The organism is Actinacidiphila epipremni (genome assembly GCF_012034175.1).
GTDB classification, from domain to species: Bacteria; Actinomycetota; Actinomycetes; order Streptomycetales; family Streptomycetaceae; genus Actinacidiphila; species Actinacidiphila epipremni.
Genome location: NZ_JAATEJ010000016.1, coordinates 62,021 through 87,520, shown reverse-complemented (window position 1 = coordinate 87,520; position 25,500 = coordinate 62,021). Strand labels below are relative to the sequence as shown.

Annotated in this window: 17 protein-coding genes and 1 riboswitch; of the genes, 2 read left to right on the top strand and 15 right to left on the bottom strand. The window is 76.0% G+C overall.

Annotation, left to right across the window (positions count from 1 at the left end; translation table 11 throughout):
- Positions 1–151 precede the first annotated feature (151 nt).
- Entirely contained in the window at positions 152–3,229 is a 3,078-nt protein-coding gene (locus tag HCN08_RS19795; RefSeq protein ID WP_167984488.1) for an ABC transporter substrate-binding protein, read from the top strand.
- Here HCN08_RS19795 and cobC read toward each other — a convergent pair.
- The 15 genes from cobC to HCN08_RS19715 form a co-directional block, all read right to left on the bottom strand.
- On the bottom strand, positions 3,204–4,307 hold the full coding sequence (cobC, locus tag HCN08_RS19790; RefSeq protein WP_167984487.1) for an Rv2231c family pyridoxal phosphate-dependent protein CobC: 1,104 nt from the start codon (positions 4,305–4,307) through the stop codon (positions 3,204–3,206). The two genes, HCN08_RS19795 and cobC, sit on opposite strands and share 26 nt — an antisense overlap.
- On the bottom strand, positions 4,291–5,235 hold the full coding sequence (locus tag HCN08_RS19785; protein ID WP_167984486.1) for a sirohydrochlorin chelatase: 945 nt from the start codon (positions 5,233–5,235) through the stop codon (positions 4,291–4,293). Before HCN08_RS19785 ends, cobC begins: the two co-directional genes overlap by 17 nt.
- Positions 5,232–7,910: a precorrin-3B C(17)-methyltransferase gene (gene cobJ, locus HCN08_RS35520; protein WP_322974571.1), complete on the bottom strand. Its 2,679-nt coding sequence runs from the start codon at positions 7,908–7,910 to the stop codon at positions 5,232–5,234. The genes HCN08_RS19785 and cobJ overlap by 4 nt, the downstream gene beginning before the upstream one ends.
- Positions 7,907–9,139 carry a precorrin-6y C5,15-methyltransferase (decarboxylating) subunit CbiE gene (gene cbiE, locus HCN08_RS19770; protein ID WP_206318994.1) on the bottom strand — a complete coding sequence of 411 codons (1,233 nt, stop codon included), beginning with the start codon at positions 9,137–9,139 and terminating at the stop codon, positions 7,907–7,909. The genes cobJ and cbiE overlap by 4 nt, the downstream gene beginning before the upstream one ends.
- Positions 9,140–9,152: 13 nt before the next feature.
- On the bottom strand, positions 9,153–9,953 hold the full coding sequence (cobM, locus tag HCN08_RS19765) for a precorrin-4 C(11)-methyltransferase (protein ID WP_167984485.1): 801 nt from the start codon (positions 9,951–9,953) through the stop codon (positions 9,153–9,155).
- The gene (gene cobI / locus HCN08_RS19760; protein WP_167984484.1) at positions 9,950–10,693 is read right to left on the bottom strand and encodes a precorrin-2 C(20)-methyltransferase; all 744 of its coding nucleotides are present in this window, start codon (positions 10,691–10,693) and stop codon (positions 9,950–9,952) included. The genes cobM and cobI overlap by 4 nt, the downstream gene beginning before the upstream one ends.
- Positions 10,684–12,069, bottom strand: a complete 1,386-nt coding sequence (locus HCN08_RS19755) for a cobyrinate a,c-diamide synthase (RefSeq protein WP_167984483.1) — start codon at positions 12,067–12,069, stop codon at positions 10,684–10,686. Before HCN08_RS19755 ends, cobI begins: the two co-directional genes overlap by 10 nt.
- Positions 12,063–12,659 carry a cob(I)yrinic acid a,c-diamide adenosyltransferase gene (gene cobO, locus HCN08_RS19750; protein ID WP_167984482.1) on the bottom strand — a complete coding sequence of 199 codons (597 nt, stop codon included), beginning with the start codon at positions 12,657–12,659 and terminating at the stop codon, positions 12,063–12,065. Before cobO ends, HCN08_RS19755 begins: the two co-directional genes overlap by 7 nt.
- Positions 12,659–14,761 (bottom strand): putative cobaltochelatase, encoded by a 2,103-nt coding sequence (locus tag HCN08_RS19745; RefSeq protein ID WP_167984481.1) that lies wholly within the window; start codon positions 14,759–14,761, stop codon positions 12,659–12,661. Before HCN08_RS19745 ends, cobO begins: the two co-directional genes overlap by 1 nt.
- Complete coding sequence (gene cobN / locus HCN08_RS19740; protein WP_167984480.1) at positions 14,758–18,432, bottom strand: cobaltochelatase subunit CobN; 3,675 nt, start codon at positions 18,430–18,432, stop codon at positions 14,758–14,760. Before cobN ends, HCN08_RS19745 begins: the two co-directional genes overlap by 4 nt.
- Positions 18,429–19,910, bottom strand: coding sequence for a cobyric acid synthase (locus HCN08_RS19735; protein ID WP_167984578.1), 1,482 nt, complete (start codon positions 19,908–19,910; stop codon positions 18,429–18,431). The genes cobN and HCN08_RS19735 overlap by 4 nt, the downstream gene beginning before the upstream one ends.
- 8 nt (positions 19,911–19,918) lie before the next feature.
- Positions 19,919–20,884 carry a cobalamin biosynthesis protein gene (locus tag HCN08_RS19730; RefSeq protein WP_167984479.1) on the bottom strand — a complete coding sequence of 322 codons (966 nt, stop codon included), beginning with the start codon at positions 20,882–20,884 and terminating at the stop codon, positions 19,919–19,921.
- Positions 20,885–21,003: 119 nt separating this feature from the next.
- A riboswitch (cobalamin riboswitch) is annotated at positions 21,004–21,202 on the bottom strand.
- Positions 21,203–21,286: 84 nt separating this feature from the next.
- Entirely contained in the window at positions 21,287–21,499 is a 213-nt protein-coding gene (locus HCN08_RS19725; protein ID WP_167984478.1) for a hypothetical protein, read from the bottom strand.
- Positions 21,500–21,519: 20 nt separating this feature from the next.
- Positions 21,520–22,956, bottom strand: coding sequence for an inorganic phosphate transporter (locus tag HCN08_RS19720; RefSeq protein ID WP_167984477.1), 1,437 nt, complete (start codon positions 22,954–22,956; stop codon positions 21,520–21,522).
- Positions 22,957–23,231: 275 nt separating this feature from the next.
- Positions 23,232–24,623 (bottom strand): NAD(P)/FAD-dependent oxidoreductase, encoded by a 1,392-nt coding sequence (locus tag HCN08_RS19715; protein WP_167984476.1) that lies wholly within the window; start codon positions 24,621–24,623, stop codon positions 23,232–23,234.
- Positions 24,624–24,732: 109 nt separating this feature from the next.
- Here HCN08_RS19715 and HCN08_RS19710 point away from each other — a divergent pair, with 109 nt between their 5' ends.
- Positions 24,733–25,467 carry a class II aldolase/adducin family protein gene (locus HCN08_RS19710; protein ID WP_206318983.1) on the top strand — a complete coding sequence of 245 codons (735 nt, stop codon included), beginning with the start codon at positions 24,733–24,735 and terminating at the stop codon, positions 25,465–25,467.
- The last annotated feature ends 33 nt before the right edge of the window (positions 25,468–25,500 follow it).

Genomic DNA, 25,500 nt, shown 5'->3' with positions numbered 1-25,500 from the left:
TGCACCGGCGCCGCCCTCTAGTCTTTGGCTACGGTCCGCCATCCACCCGCGGTTTCGCGGGAGTCGGGGGACGGTGTGCGTCCGCCGCAAATAGGCGCCGGGGGCGTGTCGTGGCAAGGTGGGCGCCGAGAGCAGAGGCGGACGGGCGGGCATGACAGACGGGCTTTTCGCGGGGCGCTACCAACTGGCCGGGCTGCTCGGAGCGGGAGGCATGGCCCGGGTGCACCGCGCCCACGACACCCGGATGGGCCGGACCGTCGCCGTGAAGACGCTGCTCCCCGACCTCGCCGGCGACCCCGACGCCCGCCGCCGCTTCGCCCGCGAGGCCCAGGCGGCCGGCGCGCTCAACCACCCCGGCATCGTGACCGTCCACGACCAGGACGAGGTCCGCGACGGCGACGCGGTCGTGCCCTACCTCGTCATGGAGTTCGTCGAGGGTGGCACCCTGTCCCAACTCGTCCGCCGCCAGGCGTACTTCGCACCCGAGCGGGCGGTGCGCATCGCCTGCGACATCCTCGACGCGCTCGCCCACGCGCACAGCCACGGCACCGTCCACCGCGACGTGAAGCCGGCGAACGTGATGGTCACGACCGAAGGCGTCGTCAAGGTCGCCGACTTCGGCATCGCCCGCGTCCTGGACAACGACCAGCGGCTGACCACCACCGGCTCCGCGATCGGCACCCCCAGCTACATGTCGCCCGAGCAGATCAACGGCGCCGAGGTCGACGCCCGCAGCGACGTCTACGCGGTCGGCTGCGTGCTCACCGAACTGCTCACCGGCAGGCCGCCGTTCACCGACGGCAACCCGATCAACCTGATGTACTGGCACGTCCACACCCCGCCGCCCGCGCCCTCGGCCCGCAACCCGCGGGTCCCGGCGGACCTCGACGCGCTGGTCCTCGGCGCCCTCGCCAAGGAGCCGGCCGCGCGGCCCTACAACGCCGCGACCTTCCGCGACCAGCTGCGCAACTGGCTGATATCCAGCGGGCACGGCGCCCTGCTCGCCGGCCCCGCCGTGCCGCCCTCCGACCAGACCGCGACCCGGCCGCTGGGCAGCGCCGACCCGCGCGCCTACGGGGTCGGCCTGGCGAAGCCGGGCGGAAGCCAGCCCGGCACCCCGCCGCCGCCCTCCCAGCCGCCGACGCCGAACCCGAACGCCGCCCCGGCCCCGAACTCCGGCCAGGCGTCCGGCCCTTCGACCCCGCCGCCGCCCAACACCCCGCACACCCCCTTCGGTGCGGCCCCCGGCCCCGGCACCCCGCCGCCCGCCACACCCGCCGAGCACCCGGCCTACGCGCTGCGGCCCCAGGTGCCGCTGCCCCCGCCGTACCTGCCGAGCACCCCGCCGCCCTTCAACGGCCCGAGCGGCGCCCACGATCTCGACCCGGCCCGGCGCAACCGCAGGCGCTGGATCGCCGCGGTGTCCGCCGTCGCCGTCGCGGCCGTCGCGGTCACCGTGACGCTCACCTTCGCCCCGATCGGCGGCCACCACCACGACGACGGCAAGCCCACGTCCGGCCCCTCCACCCGCACCCCGGGCCCGACCGCGCAGCCCGCGGCGCTCAAGCGGCACGGCGGCAAGGAGGGCACCGGCTACGGCGGCGGCCTCGACGGTGTCGTCAACCCCTCGGACAAGAAGGGCGGCACGCTGCTGCTCGCCGCCTCCTTCACCGACGACGACCTGCTCGACCCGGCGGCCACCTACTCCCAGCCGGACTGGAACCTGCAACGCCTCTTCCTGCGCAAGCTCGTCGACTACGCCCCCGAACCCGGCCCCGGCGGACGCGAGTTGCTGCCCGACCTGGCGACCGACACCGGCCGGGTGAGCAACGGCGGCCGGACCTGGACCTTCACCCTCAAGTCCGGCCTGAAGTACGAGGACGGCACGGCCATCACGTCCAAGGACATCAAGTACGGCATCGAGCGCACCTTCGACCGCACGGTCTTCCCCGGCGGCCCCACCTACCTCGTCGACCTGCTCGACCAGGGCCAGAACTACCCCGGCCCGTACAAGGACCCGGCCTCCGACGGGCTCGGCCTGCACTCGGTCACCACGCCGGACGACTCGACGATCGTCTTCAACCTCGCCAAGCCCTTCGCCGAGTTCCGCTACGTCCTCGCGATGTCGATCGGCGCCCCGATCCCGCGCTCCGCCGACACCGGCGACGGCACCGGCTACCGCAAGAAGCCGCTGTCCAGCGGCCCGTACAAGGTCGTCGACTACTCGCCGGGCCACTCGCTGCACATGGTCCGCAACCCGCACTGGGACCAGTCCTCCGACCCGATCCGCTCGGCGCTCCCCGACGCGATCGACCTCAAGGTCTACACCGACCAGAACGCGGTCGAGAACGCGCTCTTCGAGGGCACCGCCGACCTGGACGTCAACGCCCAGATCCTCTCCGACGCCGCCGAGACGAAGATCCTCAACCAGCCTGCCCTCAAGGCCGACGCCGACCTCGCCTACAGCGGCGGCACCCGCTTCCTGAGCCTGCAGGACGTCGCGCCCTTCGACAAGCAGTCGTGCCGCTGGGCGATCGAGTACGCCGTCAACAGGTCGCAGGTGCGGGCCGCGTTCGGCGGCGAGTACGACGGCGGCGACGTCGCGACCACGATGCTGCCGCCCACCGTCGACGGCTACGACCCGGACGCCCACCCGTTCGGCTACCAGGACGGCACCCCCTATCCCACGCAGGCCAAGGAGCAGTTGCGCGCCTGCGGCCAACCCGACGGCTTCTCCACGACGCTGGTCGGCACGAGCGGTTCCGACCGGGTCATGGGCGCGATGCTCGCGATCCAGGCGTCGCTGAAGGCCGTCGGCATCACCGTCAAGATCCAGCAGGTCGACACCGCGACGCTCTACTCGACCCTCGACGACCCGGAGAAGGCCAAGAAGGCGGGCTGGGGCATGGTCCTGACCAGCTGGGCCTCCGACTGGCCCACCGGCGGCGGCTTCCTGCGCGCCCTCGTCGACCCCAAGAGCCCCACGAACTACGCCCGGTTGGACGACGGCGAGATCAACGACCTCGTCGAGTCCGCCGACGCCACCACCGACCCGGCGCAGGCCGCCGCCAAGTGGAAGACCGTGGACGCGGACACGATGCGCGACTCCACGATGGTGCCGCTGCTGTACGTCAAGCACCTGGTCTTCCGCGGCAAGCGGCTCACCAACGCCTACCAGCACCAGGCGTTCGGCGGCCTGGACCTCACCGCGCTGGGAGTCGAGCAGTAGCGGGCGCCCCGGCGGCGGCCCCGGTGGCGCCCTCGGCGGTGGCCGCCGCGAGTGCCGTGACGAAGGCGTCCGTCGTCGCCCGGTCCCGGACCGCGACCCGCAGCCAGTCCGGGCCGAGGCCGGGGAAGGTGTCGCCGCGGCGGACCGCGTAGCCCAGTGCCCGCAGCCGCTCCCGTACGGCCGGCGCCTCGGGGACGCGGAGCAGGACGAAGGGCGCGGCGGGTGCCGCGCCCGCGACCCGTATCGCGGCGAACTCCCGCAGCCGGGCCAGGAGATGGGCCCGGTCCGCGGCCACCGCGTGTGCCGCGGCGGCGGCTTCGGCGAGCGCGGCGGGTTCCATGCACGCCTGCGCGGCGGCGAGCGCCGGCGTGGAGACCGCCCACAGCGGCTGCGCCCGCTCCAGCGCGGCGAGCCGGCCGCGCGCGCCGAGGACGTAGCCGACCCGCAGGCCCGCCAGGCCCCAGGTCTTCGTCAGGCTGCGCAGCACCAGCAGCCCCGGCACGTCACGCGCCGCCGCGAGCGACTCCGGCTCGCCCGACACCGCGTCCATGAACGCCTCGTCCACCACGAGGGTGCGGCCCGGGCGCGCCAACTCCCGTAGCAGCGCCGCGGGATGGAGTACGGAGGTGGGGTTCGTCGGGTTGCCGACGACCACCAGGTCCGCCTGTCTCGGCACCGCCGCCGGGTCCAGCCGGAAGCCGTCCTCCTCGCGCAGCAGCACCCGGTGCACCGGGTGGCCCGCGGCCCGCAGCGCCGCCTCCGGCTCGGTGAACTGCGGGTGCACCACCACCGCGTGGCGCGGTCGCAGCGCCCGGGCCAGCAGCACGAACGCCTCCGCCGCGCCCGCCGTGAGCAGCACCTCCCGCTCGTCCGGCCGGCCGTGCCGGTCCGCGACCGCGCGCCGGGCGGCCCGGCCGTCCGGGTAGGCGGCGAGGCCGCCCAGGGACGCCGCGAGGCGGGCGGCGAGCCAGGGCGGCGGGGTGCCGGCGCGTACGTTGACGGCGAGGTCGACCAGGCCCGCGCCGACCTCGCGGTCGCCGTGGTGGGCGAGGTCGTGGCCGTCAGCCGGCGTGGACATGGGGGTGGCCCTCGCCGTGGTGGCCGTGGGAGTGCCCGCCGTGGGCGCCGTGGCCGCCGTGGGTGTGCGCGGGGTCGTCCGGGTGGTGGTGCGGCTGCTGCGGCCGTCCGACCCGGTCCTCGAAGCCGGGCATCGCCACCCGGTAGACGCACGAGTCGCAGTTCATCCGCAGGTCGCCCGCGAGGGTCTCCCGGTAGCGCTCCCACACCAGCGCCGCCAGCTCCGGTGCGGGGCCGATCACGTCCGCGTACCGCACGTCCGCGCCGCCGTCCGCCGCCGCCCAGGTGGCCGCCTGCTCGCGCACCCGGTCCGGCAGCACGCCCGCGAACAGGAAGTACGGCAGCACGACGACCGTGCCCGCCCCCAGCCGCCGGCAGCGGTCGAGACCGGCCGGCACGGACGGCTCCGCCAGCGACACGAAAGCCGTCTCCACGCCCGCGTAGCCGCGGCCCTCCCACAACAGCCGGGCCACCTTGCAGACTTCGGCGTTCGCGTCCGGGTCCGTCGAGCCGCGGCCCACCAGCAGCACGGTCGCCGCCGCCCGGTCCGTCCCCGCCAGCGCCTCGTCCACCCGCCGCTCCAGCACCGCGAGCAGCCCCGGATGCGGGCCCAGCGGGCGGCCGTACGCGTACGACGTCCCCGGGTGCCGCAGCTTCTCCCGCGCCAGCGCCGCCGGTATGTCGCCCTTGGCGTGCCCCGCCGACACCAGCACGAGCGGCACCGCGGCGAAGTCCCGTACGCCCGCGGCCACCATGCCGGCGACGGTGTCCGCGAGCGGCGGCGGGGACAGCTCGATGAAGCCGCCGCCGACCGGCAACTGCGGGCTCGCGGCGCCCAGTTCGGCGACGAAGGAGCGGAAGGCGGCGGCGCCGGCGGTGTCCCGGGTGCCGTGTCCCACGAGGAGGAGGGCGGGAGGGGGCGTCGTCACTGGTGGTTCTCCTTGCTGGTGGTGCTCTCGGACGGGTACGGGGCCGGAGCGGTGTAGAGCAGGGCGTTGAGCGCGGCGGCGGCGACGGCGGAGCCGCCCTTCTCCGAGAGGTTGCTGATCGCCGGGAGCCCGGCGGCCCGCAGATGCGCCTTGCTCTCGGCGGCGCCGACGAAGCCGACCGGCATGCCGACGACCAGGGCGGGCCTGGCGTCGAGGGCGATCAGCTCCTCCAGCGCGGTGGGCGCGCATCCGACGACCCACACCGCGCCCGGGCCGACCTGCTCGTACGCGAGCCGTACCGCGTGCGCGCTGCGGGTCAGGCCGGGGCCGCCGGTGGCGTCGGCGAGCCGGCACACCACCTCGCGGCGGGTGATGCCGGCGGCGACCATCGCGACGTCCGCGACGATCTTCGCGCCGGCCAGCAACGCCTGCTGCGCGGCGGCGAGTTCGGCTTCGTCGGCGATCAGCTCCGCGGCGTAGCCGAGGTCGGCGCTGGCGTGCACGACCCGCTCCACGACGGCCCGGGTGAGTGGGGGGAGGTGGGAGGTGTCCAGCCGGGAGCGGAGGATGCGGTACGACTCCTGCTCGATGGGGTGGACGGTGCGCGGTGCCGCCGGCGGTGGCGGGGGCTGCGCGGGCTGCTGCCAGCGGTAGCCGCGCGGGGTGACCATGCGGCCGGCGACGACCCGGGAGGCGGTGTTGCCGACCGTCACGACGGTGACCATGTCGACGGTCCGCGGGTCGACCTCCGCCAGCGTCGTGACGGTGACCTGCTCGTCCGGGCGGGACGCGGAACGTACGACGCCCACCGGGGTGGTCGGGGCGCGGTGCTCGGCCAACAGGGCGAGGGCCTTGGGCAGTTGCCAGGAGCGACCGCGGCTGCGCGGGTTGTAGAACGTCACGACGAGATCGGACGCGGCGGCTGCGCGCACCCGGCGCTCGATGACCTCCCACGGGGTGTGCAGGTCCGAAAGGCTGATCGACACGTGGTCGTGCCCGAGGGGGGCGCCCAGCAGGGCGGCTGCCGCGAGGGCGGCGGTGATGCCGGGGACGCCGATGACGTCGATGTCGTCGGCGGCCTCCGCGAGGGCGGGGGAGGCCATGGCGTAGACGCCGGCGTCGCCGCTGCCGATGAGCGCGACCGCGTGCCCCGCGCGGGCCTCGGCGACGGCGGTACGGGCCCGCTCCTCCTCCGCGCCCAGGCCCGAGGCCAGCACGCGGGTGCCGGGCGGCAGCAGATCGCGGACCTGCTCCACGTACTGGTCCAGCCCCACGACCACCGACGCTCGCCGCAACTCCGCCGCCGCGCGCGGCGTGAGCAGATCCCGGGCGCCCGGCCCGAGCCCCACGACCGCCAGCCGGCCGCGCGGCCTGCGCCGGGCGATCGCGACGGTGGCCATCGCCGACTTCTGCTTCTCGACGAGGAGTTCGCCGCCAGGGCCGGCCGCGAGCAGCGCCGCCGCCTCCGCGACGGAGGGCGTCCCCACGGCGGCGAGCGGCGCGCCCGAAGGGTTCGGCACGCTGACGCGCGCGAGCTGCTCCGCCGGGTACGTCACGAGCTCCACCCCGAACTCCCGCGCCGCCGCGACGATCCCCGCCTCCCCGGCCTTGGCGTCCACACTCACCACCCGCCACACACTCCTTTCCGCCAACCCCGCCCCCCTGAGCGCATTCCGCACGAGCCCCACCACTTCCCCGGGGCCCACCCCGCGACTGCCCCCGACCCCCACCACCAGGGACGGCGGCCTGACAAACACACTCCGCTCCCCACCACCGACAACCCGATCCGTCACCCTGACCCAGTACGCCCCACCCCCATCCGCGGGATGGCCGCTGCGGCGGTCGCCCGCGGCTGACGCCGCGGGGTGCGCAGACCCGCTCTCCTCCGCCGCCCCACCCCGCGCACCCGCCCCCTCTCCCGCCGCGACGGCGGGAAGCGGAGTCGAGGTGTTCGGCGGTGCCGAACCGTCCTCGGCCGGGGTGGGTTGGGCACCGCCGGTCTGCGCCGTCCCGCTTCCCGCCGTTGCGGCGGGATGGGGGGTGCGGTGGGTGTGGGGGTGTGCGGGCGGAGCCGCCGGGTGCGGGGGCTCGCTCGCGTTCGCCGCCGCACCGTGCGCGCCCGCACTCTTTTCCGCCGCGGCGGCGGGGTGGGGGGAGTTGTCGTCCGTCGTGGTGGGGGACGGGGGGAGGGGGAGTGGGGGGAGGGGCCAGGTGGTGTCGGCGGTGAGGAAGACTTGTTCGGCGTTCAGCATTGCTCGGGTCACCGCCGGGATCGCGCCCTCCGTGGGGTAGGGGAGGGCGTCGAGTGCCGGGGTAGAGGTCGCGTCGGTGGCCGTCGTCACGACGGGGGTGGCGCCCAGGACCGTCGCGACCTGCGCGGCAAGCGCGTTCGCGCCGGCCGCGTGGCCGCCGAGGAGGGCCACCGCGTGGCGGTGGGCCTCGTCGACCGTCACGACCGCCGGGTCCGCGGCCTTGGAGGTCAGCAGGGGCGCGAGCAGGCGCACCGCCGCGCCCGTGGCGAGGAAGAGGACGAGCTGGTCGCACTCCGCGAAGGCCCGCGGCAGCAGCTCGCGCACCGGCGCGCCGGCGTACGTACGGGTGCGGTCCGGCCACGCGGCGGACAGCCGGGCGCAGCCGGTGCGGCCCGCGGCGGTGGCGTGGATGAGGCCGATCACGCGAGGACTCCTTCGTCGGGGGGCCCGGGCCGGCAGGCCCAGAGCACGAACACCGGGTTCGCCGCCGCCAGGCGGGTCACGTCGCCGGGCAGCGGGGCCAGCCGGGAGGACTGGAGCAGCACGCCCTCCGGCGTGAAACCGGCCGCGGCGAGAGCGGACCGTACGGCCGGCACGCGGTCCACCGCCGCGAGGGTCACGACGACCGACCGCCGCGCCCGCCGGGCGCACGCCGCGACGACCGCCGCGACCTCCGCCCCGCCCCCGCCGACGAACACCGCGTCCGGCGTGGGCAGTTCAGCCAGGACGCCGGGCGCGCGGCCGAGCACGGCCAGGACGTCCACGCCGTGGGACGCGGCGTTCGCCCGCACCCGGGCCACCGCCTCGGGCGACGCGTCGACCGCCACCGCCGCCGCCCCGAACCGCGCGCACTCCACCGCGACCGACCCGGACCCCGCCCCCACGTCCCACACCAGCTCACCCGTGCGCGGCCCGAGCCGCGCCAGCGCCAGCGCCCGCACCTCGAACTTGCTGATCATCGAGTCCCGGTGCGCGAACGCCTCCTCGGGCAGCGCCCACCCCGCGGGCGCGGCCGGCGGCCCGGCGACCGCGACGGCGGGCCCGACGGGCAGCCCGGGCCGCAGGCACAGCACGACGTTGACCGCCGCACCCCACTCCCGCCCCGCGGCCTCCCGCGGCGAGACGGCCAGCACGCTCTCCGCGGCGGAGCCGAGCCCCGACGCCACCACGAGCAGCCGCTCCGCCCCGGCCCGTACAAGCGCCGCCCCCAGCTCCGCCGGCCCCGCGCCGGGACCGGTGAGCACCGCGGCCTTCGGATGCGCCAGGCACACGTTCACCGCCGTCCGGGCCTCCCGCCCGTGCGCGCTCACCACGACCGCGTCGTCCCAGCTCAGCCCGACCCGCGCGAACGTCGCCGCGACCGACCCCACCGACGGCGTCACCCGCAGCGCCGCCGCCCCGAACCGCGCGCCCAGCGCCCGTACGATCCCGAAGTGCCCGGGGTCGCCGGACGCCAGCACCGTGACGCGGCGCCCACCGGCGACGTACTCCTCGATGACGTCCAGCGCCGGGCCGACCGCCCCGAGCGCCACCTGCCGTACCCCGGAAGGGAGTTGCGCCGCCGCCAGATGCCGTGCCGCCCCCACCACGAGCTCGGCGTCCGCGACGACCGGCGCGCCGCCGCCCGTACCGGCACCGACCACCGTGATCAGCCCGGCCGCGCCCTCACCCACGGGACGCCCGCAGATCGCGCCGGGCCGCCGGGTCGGCCCGGCGGAAGCCGTGGAAGTGGCCCGGGTGGTAGAGGTGCGAGCGCGTCCCGGACGCGGCGAGCGCCGGCCCGACGAGGAAGAGCGTGTGCTTCCACAGCCGGTGCGCCTTCACCGTTTCCTCCAGCGTCGCGACCGTGCAGCGCAGCAGCAACTCCTCGGGCCAGCTGACCTGGTGGGCCACGACCACCGGCGTGTCCGCCGGGTAGCCGCCCTCCAGCAGCTCCACCGCGAGCTGCCCGGACCGCGCGGCGGACAGGAAGACCGCCATCGTCGTGCCGTGCCGCGCGAACTCCCGCACCTCCTCGCCGGGCGGCATCGGCGTCTTCCCGCCGCCGAGCCGGGTCAGCACCACCGACTGCGCGACCTCGGGAATCGTCAACTCCCGCCCCGCCGCAGCCGCGACGGCCGAGAACGACGACACCCCGGGCACGATCTCCACCTCGATGCCGAGCTGCGCGCACCGGTCCACCTGCTCCTGCGTGCCGCCCCACAGCGCGGGGTCGCCGGAGTGGATCCTGGCCACCCGCAGGTCCTCGCGGGCGGCCCGCTGGTAGACGGCGACGACGTCCTCCAGCGACATCACCGCCGAGTCCAGGATCTCCGCGCCGGGCCTGGCATGCTCAAGCACCGCCGCCTGCACCAGACTTGCCGCCCAGATGACGATGTCGGCCGCCGCGATGGCCCCGGCCGCCCGGAAGGTGAGCAGATCGGCCGCGCCCGGCCCGGCTCCGACGATCGTGACCTTCCCGCTCACAGCTTCCCTCCTCTGCCGTCCCGCCGCGCGGGCGCGATCAGCGTCGACAGATACGGCAACGGCCCGCCGTCCTCGGCGAGTTGCGACGCGGGCCGGATCGACTCGCCGGGCAGCCCGAGCGCGCTGCCCCACACCGCGCCCTCCGTGCGGCCGGTCGCGGCCAGCGCCGCCGCGACCTGCACGGCCAGCCGGCCGAACTTGTACGCCACGACCGTGCCCGGCCCCTCCAGCGCGGCCTTCAGCACCTCCGCCCCCGCCGTGACCGGCACCAGCGTCAACGGCTCGGTCCCCTCGGTCAGTACGGCGCCGCTGCGGGCGGCGAGGTCCTGCATCGCGGTGATGCCCGGCACGGTCACGACCGCCAGGCCCGGCACCGACGCACCCACCGTCTGGGCGAGGTAGGTGAACGTCGAGTAGACGTTGGGGTCGCCGATCGTGGCGAAGGCGACCGAGCCGTGCGTACGCAGCAGGTCCGCGACCTTCGCACCCGCCGCGTCCCACGCGGCCTCACGGCGGGCCCGGTCGGCGCGCTCGTTGAGCGCGAAGACGACCCGGACGACACGCGACGGCTCCACGTAGTGCAGCACCGTCGCCTCGGCGCGGCCGGTCTCGCCGGTGTCCATCACCGGCACGACGACCACCCCGGCGGCCCGCAGCGCGTGCACGCCCTTGACGGTGACCAGCTCGGGGTCGCCGGGGCCCACCCCCACACCGGTCAGGCGGGGCTCGGTCAGGTCCATGCGGCACACCTCTCGACGAAGCGGGTCGCCAGCGACGGCTCGGCGGCCCAGTGCAGATGCAGGTAGGAGGCGTGCACGCCGCCGTCCACGAAGCCCTCGGTACGGCGCTCGGGGTGCGTGAAGCCCCACGCGGGCGCGGCGCCCGCCGCCGGGGTCACGGCGGTGCGATGGAACTCGTGGCCGCGCAGCCGGGTCCCGGGCGCGGCCAGCGGGCTGTCGGCGAGCGCGACGGCCTCCCGGTAGCCGAGCGTGAGCCGCCCCGTCATCGCCCCGGCGACGGGCAGCCGCCCGCACATGGCGTGCCCGTCCAGCTCCCGGCCGAGGTAGAGCAGTCCGGCGCACTCCGCGGCGACCGGCCCGCGAAAGCCCGCGACCTGCTGCCGCAGCGGCTCGTTGGCGGCCAACTCCGCGGCGTACAGCTCGGGAAAGCCCCCGCCGAGCACGAGCCCGCGCGCCCCGGCGGGCAGTGCCTCGTCCGCCAGCGGGTCATATCCGACGACCTCGGCGCCCGCCGCGGCCAGCAGCTCCGCCTGCTCGGCGTAGTGGAAACTGAACGCGGCCCCGCGCGCGACGGCCACCACGGGCGCCGCCCCGGCCGGCGGCCCACCGCCCGCGCCGGGCCGGGCCCCCACCGGCGCGGCGCCGGTCACCTCCGCCGCCGGATCCCACGCCGCACCGCCCAGCGGCGCAGCCGCCCGCGCCAGGCCCAGCAGCAGCTCCAGGTCGCAGCTCTCCCGCACCCGCGCCCCGGCCGCGGCCACGAAGTCCCGTGCGGCGGCGGCGCGTTCGGCGGCCGGGACGAGGCCCAGATGGCGCGAGGGCACGGTCAGGGCGGTGCCGCGCGGCAGCGCTCCCGCGCACGGCACGCCGACCTCCTCCAGCGCCTCGCGCAGCATCCGCTCATGGCGCGCCGAGCCCACCTTGTTCAGGACCACCGCCGCGAGCCGCACCCCCGGGTCGAAGGAGGCGAAGCCGTGGACGAGCGCGGCCACCGAGCGGGCCTGCGCCGAGGCGTCCACGACGAGCACCACCGGCGCCCGCAGCAGCTTGGCCACCTGCGCCGTCGAACCCTGCTCCCCGCGCCCGGCGGCGCCGTCGAACAGGCCCATCACGCCTTCCACGACGGCGAGTTCGCATCCGGCCGCGCCATGCAGGAAGAGCGGCACGACGCGCTGCTCGCCGCACAGATACGGGTCGAGGTTGCGGCCCGGGCGGCCGGTGGCGAGCGCGTGGTAGCCGGGGTCGATGTAGTCGGGGCCGACCTTGTGCGGGGACACGGCGAGGCCGCCCGCGGTGAACGCGGCCATCAGGCCGGTCGCGACGGTGGTCTTCCCGCTGCCGGAGGCCGGCGCGGCGACGACGAGCCGGGCTACCACTCGATGCCCTTCTGGCCCTTCTGGCCGCTGTCCATGGGGTGCTTGACCTTGCTCATCTCGGTGACGAGGTCCGCCGCGTCGAGCAGCTGCTGCGGCGCGTTCCGCCCGGTGACGACGACATGCTGCGTCCCGGGCCGCTCCCGCAGCACCGCCACGACCTCCGCGGTGTCGATCCAGCCCCAGTGCATCGGGTACGCGAACTCGTCGAGGACGTACAGCCGGTAGGTCTGCGCGGCCAGGTCCCGCTTGACCTGCTCCCAGCCCTCGCGGGCGGCGTCCTCGCTGCTGTCGAGCGAGCGCTGCACCCACGACCAGCCCTCGCCCATCTTGTGCCAGGCCACCGTGCCGCCCTCGCCGGAGGCGCCCAGCACCCGCAGCGCCCGCTCCTCGCCGACCTTCCACTTCGCGGACTTGACGAACTGGAAAACCCCCACCGGCCAGCCCTGGTTCCAGGCGCGCAGCGCGAGCCCGAAGGCGGCGGTGGACTTCCCCTTGCCGGCACCGGTGTGCACGATCGTCAGCGGCCGGTTGCGGCGCTGCCGCGTGGTCAGTCCGTCGTCGGGCACGGAAGCGGGCTGTCCCTGCGGCATTACGCGGCCCTCCGGATGTCCTTGACCAGCGCCGACACGGTGTCGGCCCGCAGTTCGTCCAACGTCACGGCGACACCGCCGAGTTCACCGGCGAGCGCGCCCGCAAGGCCCAGCCGCACCGGCCCCGACTCGCAGTCCACGACCACCGCGGCCGTCCCCGACGCGGCCAGCAGCCGGGCTGCCCTGGCCGCCCGCGCGACCGGCTCGGGCCCGCCGGTGGCCCGGCCGTCGGTCACCACGACCAGCAGCGCGCGGCGCGCCGGATCGCGCAGCCGCTCCACCCGCAGCACGTCGTGCGCCTTGAGCAGGCCCGCCGCGAGCGGGGTGCGGCCACCGGTCGGCAGCTTCGCCAGCCGTGCCGCGCCGGTGTCCACCGACGACGTCGGCGGCAGCGCGAGCCCGGCGTCCGCACCGCGGAAGGTGACCAAACCGACCTTGTCGCGCCGCTGGTAGGCGTCCAGCAGCAGCGACAGCACCGCGCCCTTGACCGCCGACATGCGCTGCCGCGCCGCCATCGAGCCGGACGCGTCCACGACGAAGAGCACCAGATTGCCCTCGCGGCCCTCCCGCACCGCCTCCCGCAGATCGTCGCCGCGCACCACAAGTCCCGGCCCGCTGCGGCCCCTTGCCTTCTGGTACGGGGCGGCGGCGCGCACCGTCGCGGCGAGGTGCAGCTTGCCGAGGGCGCCGTGCGGGCGCCGCGCGCCGGTCGTCCTGCCGTAGGCGGTACGGGCCCGCGAGCGGCGGCCGGCGGCGCCCTCGCCGAGGCCGGGCACGGTCAGCGGGCGGACCCGGAAGGGTTCGGTGGCGGCTGCCGCGGGCTGCTCGCGGGGGGCGTCGCCGCCGGGCGCGGTGCCGCCCTCACCCGGCGCCTCACCCGAGGCCGGGGCGGGCGCGGGCGCGGGGGCGGGCGCGGGAGCGCCGGGCTCGTCGGGCTCGTCGGCGGGGGAGGGCGCGTCGGCGGCGTCCCGCGGGCCCGCCCCGTCCTGCGGCGGCTGCCCGCCGCCCCCACCGGGGCCGCCCCCGTCGCCGTCCGGGTCCGCATCCGGGTCCGGGTCGGGCTCCGGGCCGGCGTCCGGGTCCTGGCCCGCCTCGGCCGCCGCCCGCTCCAGCGTGTCGTCCAGCTTGTCCTCGTCCAGGCCCGGCGCGTCGAAGGGGTTGCGCCGCCGCCGGTGCGGCAGGGCCAGCAGCGCCGCCTGCCGGATGTCCTCGGCCAGGACGACCGTGCGGCCCGCCCACGCGGCGAGCGCCACCGCCGTACGGGCCATCACGATGTCCGCGCGCATCCCGTCGACCTCGAAGGCCGCGCAGGTCGCCGCGATCTGCCGCAGCGCCGCGTCGCCGAGCCGCACCTCGGGCAGCAACGCCCGTGCCGCCACGATGCGTTCACGCACCGCACGCTCCTGCGCCGCCCAACCCGCCGCGAAACCCGCCGGATCGGCGTCGTACGCCAGCCGCCGCCGTACGACCTCCACCCGCTCGTCGGTCTCCCGGGAGGCCGCGACCTCCACCGTCAGCCCGAAGCGGTCCAGCAACTGCGGGCGCAGCTCGCCCTCTTCGGGGTTCATCGTGCCGACCAGCAGGAAACGCGCGGCATGCGTCACCGACACGCCCTCGCGCTCGACATGGCTCGCGCCCATCGCCGCCGCGTCCAGCAGCAGGTCGACCAGGTGGTCGTGCAGCAGGTTGACCTCGTCGACGTAGAGGATGCCGCGGTGCGCCGCCGCGAGCAGGCCCGGCTCGAACGCCTTGACGCCCTCCGCGAGAGCCCGCTCGATGTCCAGCGCGCCGACGAGCCGGTCCTCGGCCGCGCCGACCGGCAACTCCACCAGCCGCGCCGGGCGTTCACGTGAGCCCGCGCCCGCCGGGTGCGGCCCGTCCGGGCAGCCGGCGTCGGGCGCCGCCGGGTCGCAGGAGAACCGGCAGCCGGGCACGACCGCCACCTCAGGGAGCAGCGCCGTCATCGCCCGCACCGCCGTGGACTTGGCGGTGCCCTTCTCGCCGCGCACCAGCACCCCGCCGACCGCCGGCGAGACCGCGTTGAGCACCAGCGCGAGCCGCAGTTCGTCCTGGCCCACCAGGGCACTGAACGGGTACGTCATGCTTCCTCCCCCTCCAGGTCGCCCTCCAGGGCGAGATAGGTCTCGCGCAGCCGGGCCAGCGTCGCCGGGTCCGGCTCGGCCCACAGGCCCCGGTCGGCCGCCTCCAGCAGCCGCTCCGAAATGCCGCGCAGCGCCCACGGGTTGGACTTGCGCATGAAATCCGCGTTCTCCGCGTCGAAGACGTACTCCGCCGCCAGCCGCTCGTACATCCAGTCGTCCACCACCCCGGCCGTCGCGTCGTAGCCGAACAAGTAGTCGACCGTCGCGGCCATTTCGAAGGCGCCCTTGTAGCCGTGCCGCCGCATCGCCGCCATCCAGCGGGGGTTGACGACCCGGGCGCGGAAGACCCGGTGGGTCTCCTCGCCGAGGGTGCGGGTGCGGATCTGGTCGGTCAGCGCGCTGTCGCCGACGTACGCCTGCGGCGAGGCGCCGGTCAGGTGCCGCACCATCGCGACCATGCCGCCGTGGTACTGGAAGTAGTCGTCGGCGTCGACCAGGTCGTGCTCGCGCGTGTCGACGTTCTTCGCCGCGACCTGGATGCGCCGGAAGGCGGCCTCCATGTCGCCGCGGGCCGGCCGCCCGTCCAGGCCGCGCCCGTAGGCGTAGCCGCCCCACACCGCGTAGACCTCCGCGAGGTCGGCGTCCGAGCGCCAGTTGCGCGCGTCGATCAGCGGCAGCAGGCCGGCGCCGTAAGCACCCGGCTTGGAACCGAAGATCCGGGCGGTGGCCCGCCGCCGGTCGCCGTGCAGCGCGGTGTCCTCGTCCGCGTGCGCCCGTACGTAGTTGGCGCCGGCCGGCTCGTCCAGCTCGGCGACGGCCCGCACCGCGTCGTCCAGCAGCGCCACCACGTGCGGGAAGGCGTCCCGGAAGAAGCCGGAGATGCGCACGGTCACGTCGATCCGCGGCCGGCCCAGCTCCGCGGCCGGCACCACCTCGAAGCCGGTGACCCGGCGGGAGGCGTCGTCCCACACCGGGCGGCAGCCCAGCAGCGCCAAAATCTCCGCGATGTCGTCGCCCTGCGTGCGCATGCACGACGTGCCCCACACCGTCAGCCCCACCGACTTCGGGTACGCGCCCTGGTCGGCCAGGTGCCGGGCCAGCAGCGACTGCGCGAGCGCCGAGCCGACGTCCCACGACAGCCGGGACGGGATCGCCTTGGGGTCGACGGAGTAGAAATTCCGGCCGGTCGGCAGGACGTTGACCAGCCCCCGGGTCGGCGACCCCGAAGGGCCCGCGGGGACGTAACCGCCGCGCAGCGCCCGCAGGACGTGGTCGATCTCGTCGGTGGTACGGGCCAGCCGCGGCACCACCTCCTGCGCCGCGAAGTCCAGCACCCGGCGCACGGCCGGCACATCGGCGCCCAGCACTTCCCGCACCAGCTCCGCCGCCGCGCCGCCGGCCCACCCGCGCTGCTCCATGCCCTCCGCGAGCCGCCGCGCCAACTGCTCCAGCAGGTCCACCGCGTCGGAACCGGTCCGCGCCGGACCCGCCGCCAGCGCCGTCAACGCCTCGGGTACGGCGACCACTTCGCCGGGAGCGGCCAGCAACTCCTTCTCCACCAGTCCGACATGCTCGGCCAGCGCCGCCCGCAGCCCCGGCAGCGCGCCGCCCGCACCGCCCCACACCTGCGCCGAACGCAGCACCGCCAAAACCAGGTTGACCCGCGCCTCACCCACCGGCCCGCCGCCCAGCACATGCAGGCCGTCCCGGATCTGCACGTCCTTGATCTCGCACAGCCAGCCGTCCACATGCAGCACGAAGTCGGCGAAGTCGTCCTCGCCGGGCTGCTCCTCGACATGCAGGTCGTGGTGCAGCTCCGCGGCCCGCACCAGCTCCCAGATCCGGCCGCGGATCGCCGGCGCCTTGGTCGGGTCCAGATCGCTCACCAGCGCGTACTCGTCGAGCAGTTGCTCCAGCTTCGCCAGGTCGCCGTAGGTGTCGGCGCGCGCCATCGGCGGCACCAGATGGTCCACGACGGTGGCGTGCCCGCGCCGCTTGGCCTGCGTGCCCTCGCCCGGGTCGTTGACGATGAAGGGGTAGACCAGCGGGATCTCGCCGAGCACCGCGTCCGGCGCGCAGGCCGCCGACAGGCCCAGGCCCTTGCCCGGCAGCCACTCCATCGTGCCGTGCTTGCCCAGGTGCACGATCGCGTCGGCCCCGAAGGTGTGGTCCAGCCAGCGGTACGCCGCCAGGTAGTGGTGCGACGGCGGCATGTCCGGGTCGTGGTAGATCGCGATCGGGTTCTCGCCGAAGCCGCGCGGCGGCTGGATCAGCACCACCACGTTGCCGAAGCGCAGCGACGCCAGCACGATGTCGTCGCCGTCCACGTAAAGGGAGCCCGGCGGCTCGCCCCAGTGCTCCAGCATCGACGCCCGCAGCGACTCGTCGAGGCCCGCGAACCACCGCCGGTAGTCCGCGAGCGGCACCCGCGCCGGCGCGGCGGCCAGCTGCTCCTCGGTCAGCCACTCCACGTCGTGCCCGCCGGCCGCGATCAGCCGGTGGATCAACTCGTCGCCGTCCGCCGGGTGTTCACCGGTGTCGTAGCCGGCCTCCCGCAGCGCCTCCAGCAGCCGTACGGCCGAGGCGGGGGTGTCCAGGCCCACCGCGTTGCCGACCCGGGAGTGCTTGGTGGGGTAGGCGGTGAAGACCAGCGCGAGCTTCTTGGCGGCGTTCGGGGTGTGCCGCAGCGCCGCGTGCCGCACCGCGATCCCGGCGACCCGCGCGGCCCGCTCCGGATCGGCCACGTACACCGGCACATCGCCCTCGCCGGTCTCCTTGAAGGAGAACGGCACGGTGACCAGCCGCCCGTCGAACTCCGGGATCGCCACCTGCATCGCCGCGTCCATCGGCGACAGGGCCGCGTCCGACTCCTGCCACGCCTTGCGCGACGACGTCAGGCACAGGCCCTGGAGCACGGGCACGTCCAGCGCCGCGAGCGCGCCCACATCCCACGCCTCGTCGTCGCCGCCCGCCGAGGCGTCCGCCGCGACCGTGCCGCCCGACGCCAGCACCGTCGCGACGATCACGTCCGCGCGGCCCAGCAGCGCGAAGAGCTCCGGGTCGGCGCCGCGCAGCGAACCGCAGTAGACGGGCAGGGCGTTGGCGCCGCGCTCCTGCACGGCCGCGCACAGGGTGTCCACGAAGGCGGTGTTGCCGGACAGTTCGTGCGCCCGGTAGAAGAGCACCGCCACCGTGGGCCGCGCCGGGTCGTGGGCATAGCCGCCGTGCACCCCGAACTGCGGCATCGCGCGCGGCGGTTCGAAGCCCTCACCGCTCATCAGCACGGTGTCGGACAGGAAGCGGGCCAGCTCCGCGAGGTTGTCCGGGCCGCCCTCCACCAGGTAGCGCAGCGCCTCGGCGACCACGCCGGCCGGCGCCGACGACAGGCCCATCAGCTCGGCGTCCGGCACGCTCTCGCCGCCCAGCAGCACCGAGGGCACCCCGGAGGCGGCGATCACCGCCAGGCCCTCCTCCCATGCCCGGCGCCCGCCCAGCAGCCGCACCACGACGAGGTCGGCGCCCGCGAGCAGCCCGGGCAGGTCGGCGGCCGGATCCACCCGGGAGGGGTTGGCGATGCGGTAGCGCGCGGCGTCCGGGCCGCCGCGGCCGGTCGCGGCGCGGGCGGCCAGCAGGTCGGTGTCCGCGGTGGACAGCAGCAGAACGGTCGTCATGGTGCCCCCGGTGGGACGAAGGGAAGGCCGGCGGGCGCGCCGTCCTCGATGAGCCGCAGCAGTGCGGCGGTGTCCAGGTGCTCCTCGACCAGGTCGGCGACCCGGTCGAGTTGGTCCTCGCGCAGCGCGCCGAAGGCGGTGCCGGGAGCCGGGGTGAAATCACGCCCGGCGACCGCGGCGACCCGGCGCAGGAAGGCGCGGCGGAAGCCGTCGCTCTCCAGGGAGCCGTGCCAATGGGTGCCCCACACCGGGCCGTTGCGGCAGCCGTCGAGGAACTGCTCGTCACCGCCGAGGACTTCGGCGACGCCGTGGTGGATCTCGTAGCCGGCGACCGGCTCGCCGTACTCCTCGCCCTGCGGGCGGGCCAGGGTCTTCCGCGCGGCGAACCGCACCCGGACCGGCAGCAGGCCGAGGCCGCGGACCGTACCGGCCCTCGACTCGATGTCGTCCTCGATGCGTTCGGCCAGGATCTGGAAGCCGCCGCATATGCCGAGGACCGGGCGGCCCTCGGCGGCGCGCCGCTCCACCGCCGCGGCCAGGCCGCTCGCCCGCAGCCACTCCAGGGCCCGCACGGTGCCGCGGGTCCCCGGCAGCACGGCCAGGTCCGCGGCGGCGACGTCCTCGGGCCGGTCGGTGAAGCGCACCTCCACGCCGGGCTCGGCGGCGAGGGCGTCGAGGTCGGTGAAGTTCGACATCAGGGGGAGCGGGATCGCCGCGACCCGCAGGGTGTCCCTGCCGTACGGGGGACCGGCCGCGTAGCTGCGCACATGCAGGCCGTCCTCCTCGTCGATGGTCAGGCCGCGCGCGTACGGCACGACGCCGAAGGTGCGCCTGCCGGTGAGGCCGTGCAGCATGTCCAGGCCGGGCTCCAGGAGCGTCACGTCACCGCGGAACTTGTTGACGACATAGCCGGCGAGCAGGGCCTGCTGCTCGGGCGGGAGCAGGGCGGTCGTGCCGTAGAAGGCGGCGAAGACGCCGCCGCGGTCGATGTCGCCGACGAGCAGCGCGGGCAGGTTCGCGCGCCGCGCGAGGCCCAGGTTGACGATGTCGGTACGCCGCAGGTTGATCTCGGCGGGGCTGCCGGCGCCCTCGCACACCACCGCGTCGTACGCGCCGCCCAGCGTGGCCAGGCAGTCGGCGACGACGTCGACGAGGTCGCCCTGGAGGCCGCCGTCGCCGTGGTAGCCGCGCGCGGACATCTCGCCGACCGGCTTGCCCAGCAGCACGACCTGGCTGCTGCGGTCGCCGCCGGGCTTGAGCAGCACGGGGTTCATCAGCGCGGAGGGCTCCACCCGGGCGGCCTGCGCCTGCATGGCCTGCGCCCGGCCGATCTCGGCGCCGTCCCGCGTGACGAACGAGTTCAGCGACATGTTCTGCCCCTTGAACGGCGCGACCCGCACCCCGCGCCGCACCAGCACCCGGCATATCCCCGCGGTGAGCACGCTCTTGCCCGCATCGGACGCCGTCCCGGCCACCATGAGCCCCTTCACGCGCCACCCCTGGCGGCCGGCGGCCGGGAGAGCCTTCCGGCGGCGAGGCGGGCGGCGATCGTCAGGCCCAGGGACAGGGCCGAGACGCGGCGGGACAAGGCGATGGCGCGGGGGATGTCCGCGGCGGTCGGCGCTGGGTGCTCGGCGGCCAGGACGGGGCGCGGGTCGGGGCGGCCGGCGTAGCTGAGGGGGCCGCCGAGGCGGACGCGGAGGGCGCCGGCGAAGGCGGCTTCGACGGGGCCGGCGTTGGGGCTGGGGTGGGCGGCGGCGTCGCGGCGCCAGACGCGCAGGGCGTCGCGGGGGTGCGGGCCTGCCAGCACGGCCAGCGCCGCGGTCAGCCGGGCCCCCGGCCGGCCCACCGCGTCGTCGAGCCGGGCCGCGGCCCACCCGAAGCGCAGATACCGCGGCGAGCGGTGCCCGACCATCGCGTCCAGCGTGTTGACCGCGCGGAAGCCCGCGAGCCCGGCGGGCCCGCCGACCGCGCCCCACACCAGCGCCCCCACCACCGCGTCGGAGGTGTTCTCCGCGACGGACTCCACCACCGCCCGGGCGATCCCGGCGGCGTCAAGGCCCTGCGGGTCCCGCCCGCACAGGTGCGGCAGCCGCGCCCGCGCCGCCTCGATGTCGCCCGCCTCCAGCGCGGCCCCGATCGCCCGCGCCTCCCGGGCCAGCGACGTGCCGCCGAGCACCGTCCAGGCGCATACGGCGGTCAGGGCCGCGGACAGCGCGGGGGAGCGGCGCACCGCGCGGTCGGCGAGCGCCGCGGCGGACGCCGCCGTACCGGCGCACAGCACCGCGTACACGGCACCGCTGAACCGGTCGTCACGCCACATCCGGCGCTCCAGCGCCCCCGCCGCGCGCCCGAACGCCGCGACCGGATGGCCACGGCGCGGGTCACCCGCGACGAGATCGCCGAGGAAGCCGAGTGCGGCGCCGTACGCGTAGGAGCGATCGGCACGCATCGGCTCAGACCGCCGTCACACCTTGCCGGAAGCGCCGCGGGCGTCGCGGACGTGGGGGTCGGGACGGAGGGGGAGTGGCGCCGGGCATGGCTGAAGTCCTCACTCAGGGTCCGCGCCCTGGTTCGACGTGACCGGCGGTGAGAGTCTCCTGGCTCCCGGATCTACGCACTCCCGGTCTTCCAACCGGCAAGCCGGCCGTGACGTACGGGTTGGGAGTGCACTCCCCGGTGACAGTGGCGGGACCGCGCCGGATTCACACCGGACTTCCTCTCCTGCCGCCGCAATGGCACCTGGCAGTCCACCACGCCCGGAATGACCCCGTCAACCCGCCGTGACCTGCGGCGACGGAGTGTGGCACGGTCCACACCGCGCCACCCCCTCCGCCGCCGGGAAGCCGCCGCGCTACTTGGCGACGATGAGCCAGATGCCCCACGCGACCGCCGCGGCGCACGCGGCGAAGCAGACGTACGCGCCGCCGCGCAGGGCGGTCCCCGCGGGCCCGGCGGCGGGCCGGGACAGGCCCACCACGCCAAGGGTGAAGACGCCGACCAGGCCGACGGTGGACAGCAGCGTGACCACCAGGACGGACCCGAGGGCGTGCCAGTCGATGCTCATACGGGACTCCTTGCCGGCCCTCAGGCCGCGGTCGCGGGAGAGGGGGAGGGAGCGGGGGAGGACGGACCCGGCCCGGCGATCGGCCCGGCCGGCGGCGGCAGCACCGCCGCGATCGCCGCGGTGACGACGCCCGGCGGCTCGGCGGCGTCCGCAACGTCCGCAGCGGCCCCGGCAGTCCCAGCGGCTGCGAGCGCACCGACCGGAGCACCCGCGGCCCCCACCGGCGCGCCCGCCGCAGCGCCGGCGGGCGCATCCTCCGCGGCAGCCACCGCCGCGATGACCGGCGCGCCCACCGGCGCGGCAGCCGCAGCCCCCGCCGGCGCCGCGCCCGTCGCCTCCGCCGCGCTCACCGCGACCTCCTCGTTGACGTTCGCGTGCGTCACCGGCCTGCGCCGTGCCGCCGCCCGGATCGTCAGGCAGATCGCCAGGCCCAGCGCGGCCACCGCCGCCACGCCCCACGTGCCCTGGTCGGCCAGCAGCGCGGCCCCCGCGCCGACCAGGCCGGCCGCCGGCAGCGTCAGCGCCCACGCGGCGACCATGCGCCCTGCGGTGCTCCAGCGCACCACCGCGCCCTTGCGGCCGAGCCCCGCGCCCATCACGGAGCCGGAGCAGACCTGCGTCGTGGACAGCGCGAAGCCCAGGTGGGAGGAGGCCAGGATGGTCGCCGCCGCGCCGGTCTGCGCGGCGAAGCCCTGCTGCGGCCGGATGTCGGTCAGGCCCTTGCCCATGGTGCGGATGATCCGCCAGCCGCCGATGTACGTGCCCAGCGCGATCGCCGCGCCCGCCGACACGATGACCCACAGCGGCGGGTCGGAGTGCGGGGCGACGACACCGCCGGTGATGAGCGCGAGGGTGATCACGCCCATGGTCTTCTGCGCGTCGTTCGTGCCGTGGGCCAGCGAGACCAGGCCCGCGGAGGCGATCTGCCCGGCCCGGTAGCCCTTGGCGGTCGCGGCGGGGTCGGCCTTGCGGTCCAGGAAGTAGCTCAGCCGGGTCGCGGCGAAGGCGGCCAGGCCCGCCACGAAGGGCGCGGCGAGCGCGGGGATCAGGACCTTCATGACGACCGCGTCGCCGTGCACGCCGTGCCGCCCGACCGCGACGAGCGTCGCGCCGATGAGCCCGCCGAACAGCGCGTGCGAGGAGCTGGAGGGCAGTCCGGCCAGCCACGTCAGCATGTTCCAGACGATCGCGCCCACCAGCGCCGCGAAGATCATCTGGGGCCTGACGCCCGCGGACTCGTCGATGATGCCGCCGGAGATGGTCTTGGCGACCTCGACGGACAGGAAGGCGCCGACCAGGTTCAGCACGGCCGACATGGCCACCGCCGTCCTGGGCCGCAGCGCGCCGGTGGAGATGGTGGTGGCCATCGCGTTGGCCGTGTCGTGGAAACCGTTCGTGAAATCGAACGCGAGAGCGGTGACGATGACGATTCCGATCAGGAGCGTCATGTGTTCCATGGGCGGGCCCAGGCAATCGTTCGATCGGACAGTGGCGAGCCGACCGTACGGTTGCATGATGAACGGAAGGTGAACTGAGGGCGGACTCGTGGTGCCGACATTGCAGGTCGGTGAACACAATGCCAACGGAACGGCTCACTCCGGTATACGCCCGGGGTCGCGGGCGACGCCAGCCCCCGGCGGAAAGCAGCCCCGCGGCGGAGCCGCCGACGGATGCCGCCGACACAAGCCGCCGACCAAAGCCGCCCCCAGGAGCCGCCCCGCACACAACGCCCTCAGTGCCGCCCCGACACCCGGTCCGCCAGCCGCGCCACCGGGTCCGTCGCCGCGCTCCGCCCCGCCGACTCCCGCCGGTCCGCCCCGCGGTAGGCCGCGTACAGCCCCCGAACCCCCGCCCACCGCAGCGGCTCCGGCTCCCAGCGCCGCACCCGGTGGCCCACCCACGGCAGCCCCGTCAGCTCGCTGTCCGCGCCCGCCCCGGACGCCCGCAGCACCAGGTCGCGCAGCGTCCGCCCGGCCAGGTTCGAGGCGGCCACCCCGCTGCCGACGTAGCCGCCCGCCCAGCCGAGCCCGCTGCCCCGGTCCAGATGCACGCTCGCGCACCAGTCGCGCGGCACCCCCAGCACCCCCGACCAGGTGTGCGCGACCGGCACCCCGGCGGCGGCCGGGAAGAGCCGCGCCAGGACCTCCCGCAGCGCGGCGAGCGTGCGCGGGTCCGTCCGCCCGTCGTGGTCGGTGCGCGAGCCGAAGCGGTACGGCACCCCGCGCCCGCCGAGCGCGATCCGGCCGTCCGCGGTGCGCTGCGCGTACATGTACGCGTGCGCCATGTCGCCCAGCGTCTCGCAGCCCTCCCAGCCGATCGCCGCCCACACCCGCGGCGGCAGCGGCTCGGTGACGATCATCGAGGAGTTCATCGGCAGCCAGGTGCGCCGCTGCCCCGCCAGCGACGCGGTGAAGCCCTCCGTGCAGCGCAGCACGTACGGCGCCCGGACCGTGCCGTGCGCGGTCACCGCCCGCCCGGGGCGGATCCCGGTCACCGGAGTGGACTCGTGGACCGCCACCCCCAGCCGCTCCACCGCCGCCGCCAGCCCCCGCAGCAGTTCGGCCGGCTGCACCCGGGCGCCGTGCGGTGTCCAGGTGCCGCCGAGCGCGCCCGCCACCCGCACCCGGTCCGCCGCCTCGGCGGCGTCCAGCAGCAGCCGGTCGGTCTCGCCGAAGGCCGCCTCCCGCGCGTGGTACGCCCGCAGCCGCGCCAACTGCGCGGGGGAGCAGGCCACTTCGAGTACGCCGCCGCGCCGGACGGCCGCCTCGATCCGCTCGGCCGCCGCGACCCGCACGACCTCGTCCACGGCGCCGTTCATCGCCCGCTGGAGCCGTACGGCCGCGTCGTGCCCGTGCAGCCGGGCGTAGCGGTCGCGGCCGGCGACGCCGTTGTAGAGCCAGCCGCCGTTGCGCCCCGAGGCGCCGTAACCGCAGAAGCGCGCCTCCAGCACGGTGATCCGCAGCGACGGCAGCGCCTGCTTGAGGTAGTACGCGGTCCACAGCCCCGTGAAGCCGCCGCCGACGACCACCACGTCGGCGTCCGTGTCGCCGGGCAGCGGCGCGCGGGGCAGCGGGACGCCGCCGGCCGCGTACCAGAACGAGATGCCGCCGTTGACGGTGGTCATAATTCCCCTGCAATCCCCGCGGACGTGTGCGGACGTGCGGACGCCTGATGCGGACGCCTGATGCGGACGAGCGCTGCGGACGAGCGATGTGGACGCGTGCGGTGGGCCGATGACGTGGGCTGGGACGCTACTGGCGCCCGCGCCCGGCGGCAACGGCCCGGCGGGGCCCCGGCGAGCGGAGGGATCCGGTGTGGCGGAAAAGCGGCAGGACGCCCTGGAGAGGGCCTGGTCGGACGTGGTGGACACCGCCCGCCGCAGTGTCGCGGACGGCCTGGTCGTCGGCACGTCCGGCAATGTCTCGGCCCGGGTCGGCGACCTGGTCGCCGTCACCCCGACGGGCGTGCCCTACGACCGGCTGCGGCCCGGCGACCTGGTCGCCGTGGACCTCGACGGGCGGCAGGTGCGCGGCGCGCTGCGCCCCACCAGCGAGCTGCCGCTGCACCTGGCCGTCTACCGGGAGACCGGCGCCGCCGCGATCGTGCACACCCACGCGCCGCACGCCACCGCGGTCTCGCTGCTCACCGACGAGCTGCCGGCCGTCCACTACATGACCGCGGCCCTCGGCGGCCCCGTCCGGGTCGCCCGCTACGCGCTCTACGGCACCGCGGAACTCGCCGAGGCCGCCCTGGCCGCGCTGCGCGACCGTACCGGCTGCCTGCTGGCCAACCACGGCACGCTCGTGCACGCCGCGACCCTGGAGCGGGCCTACGAGCACACCGCGCAGCTCGAATGGATGAGCAGGGTCTGGCTGCTGGCGAGCGCCGCCGGCACCCCGCGCACCCTCCCGCCGGACGCGCTCGCGCGGGCCGCCCGGGCGCTCGCCGGATACGGCCGACCGGACTGAGCGGCTGCCCGCGGTTTCCGCTCCGGATGGCCG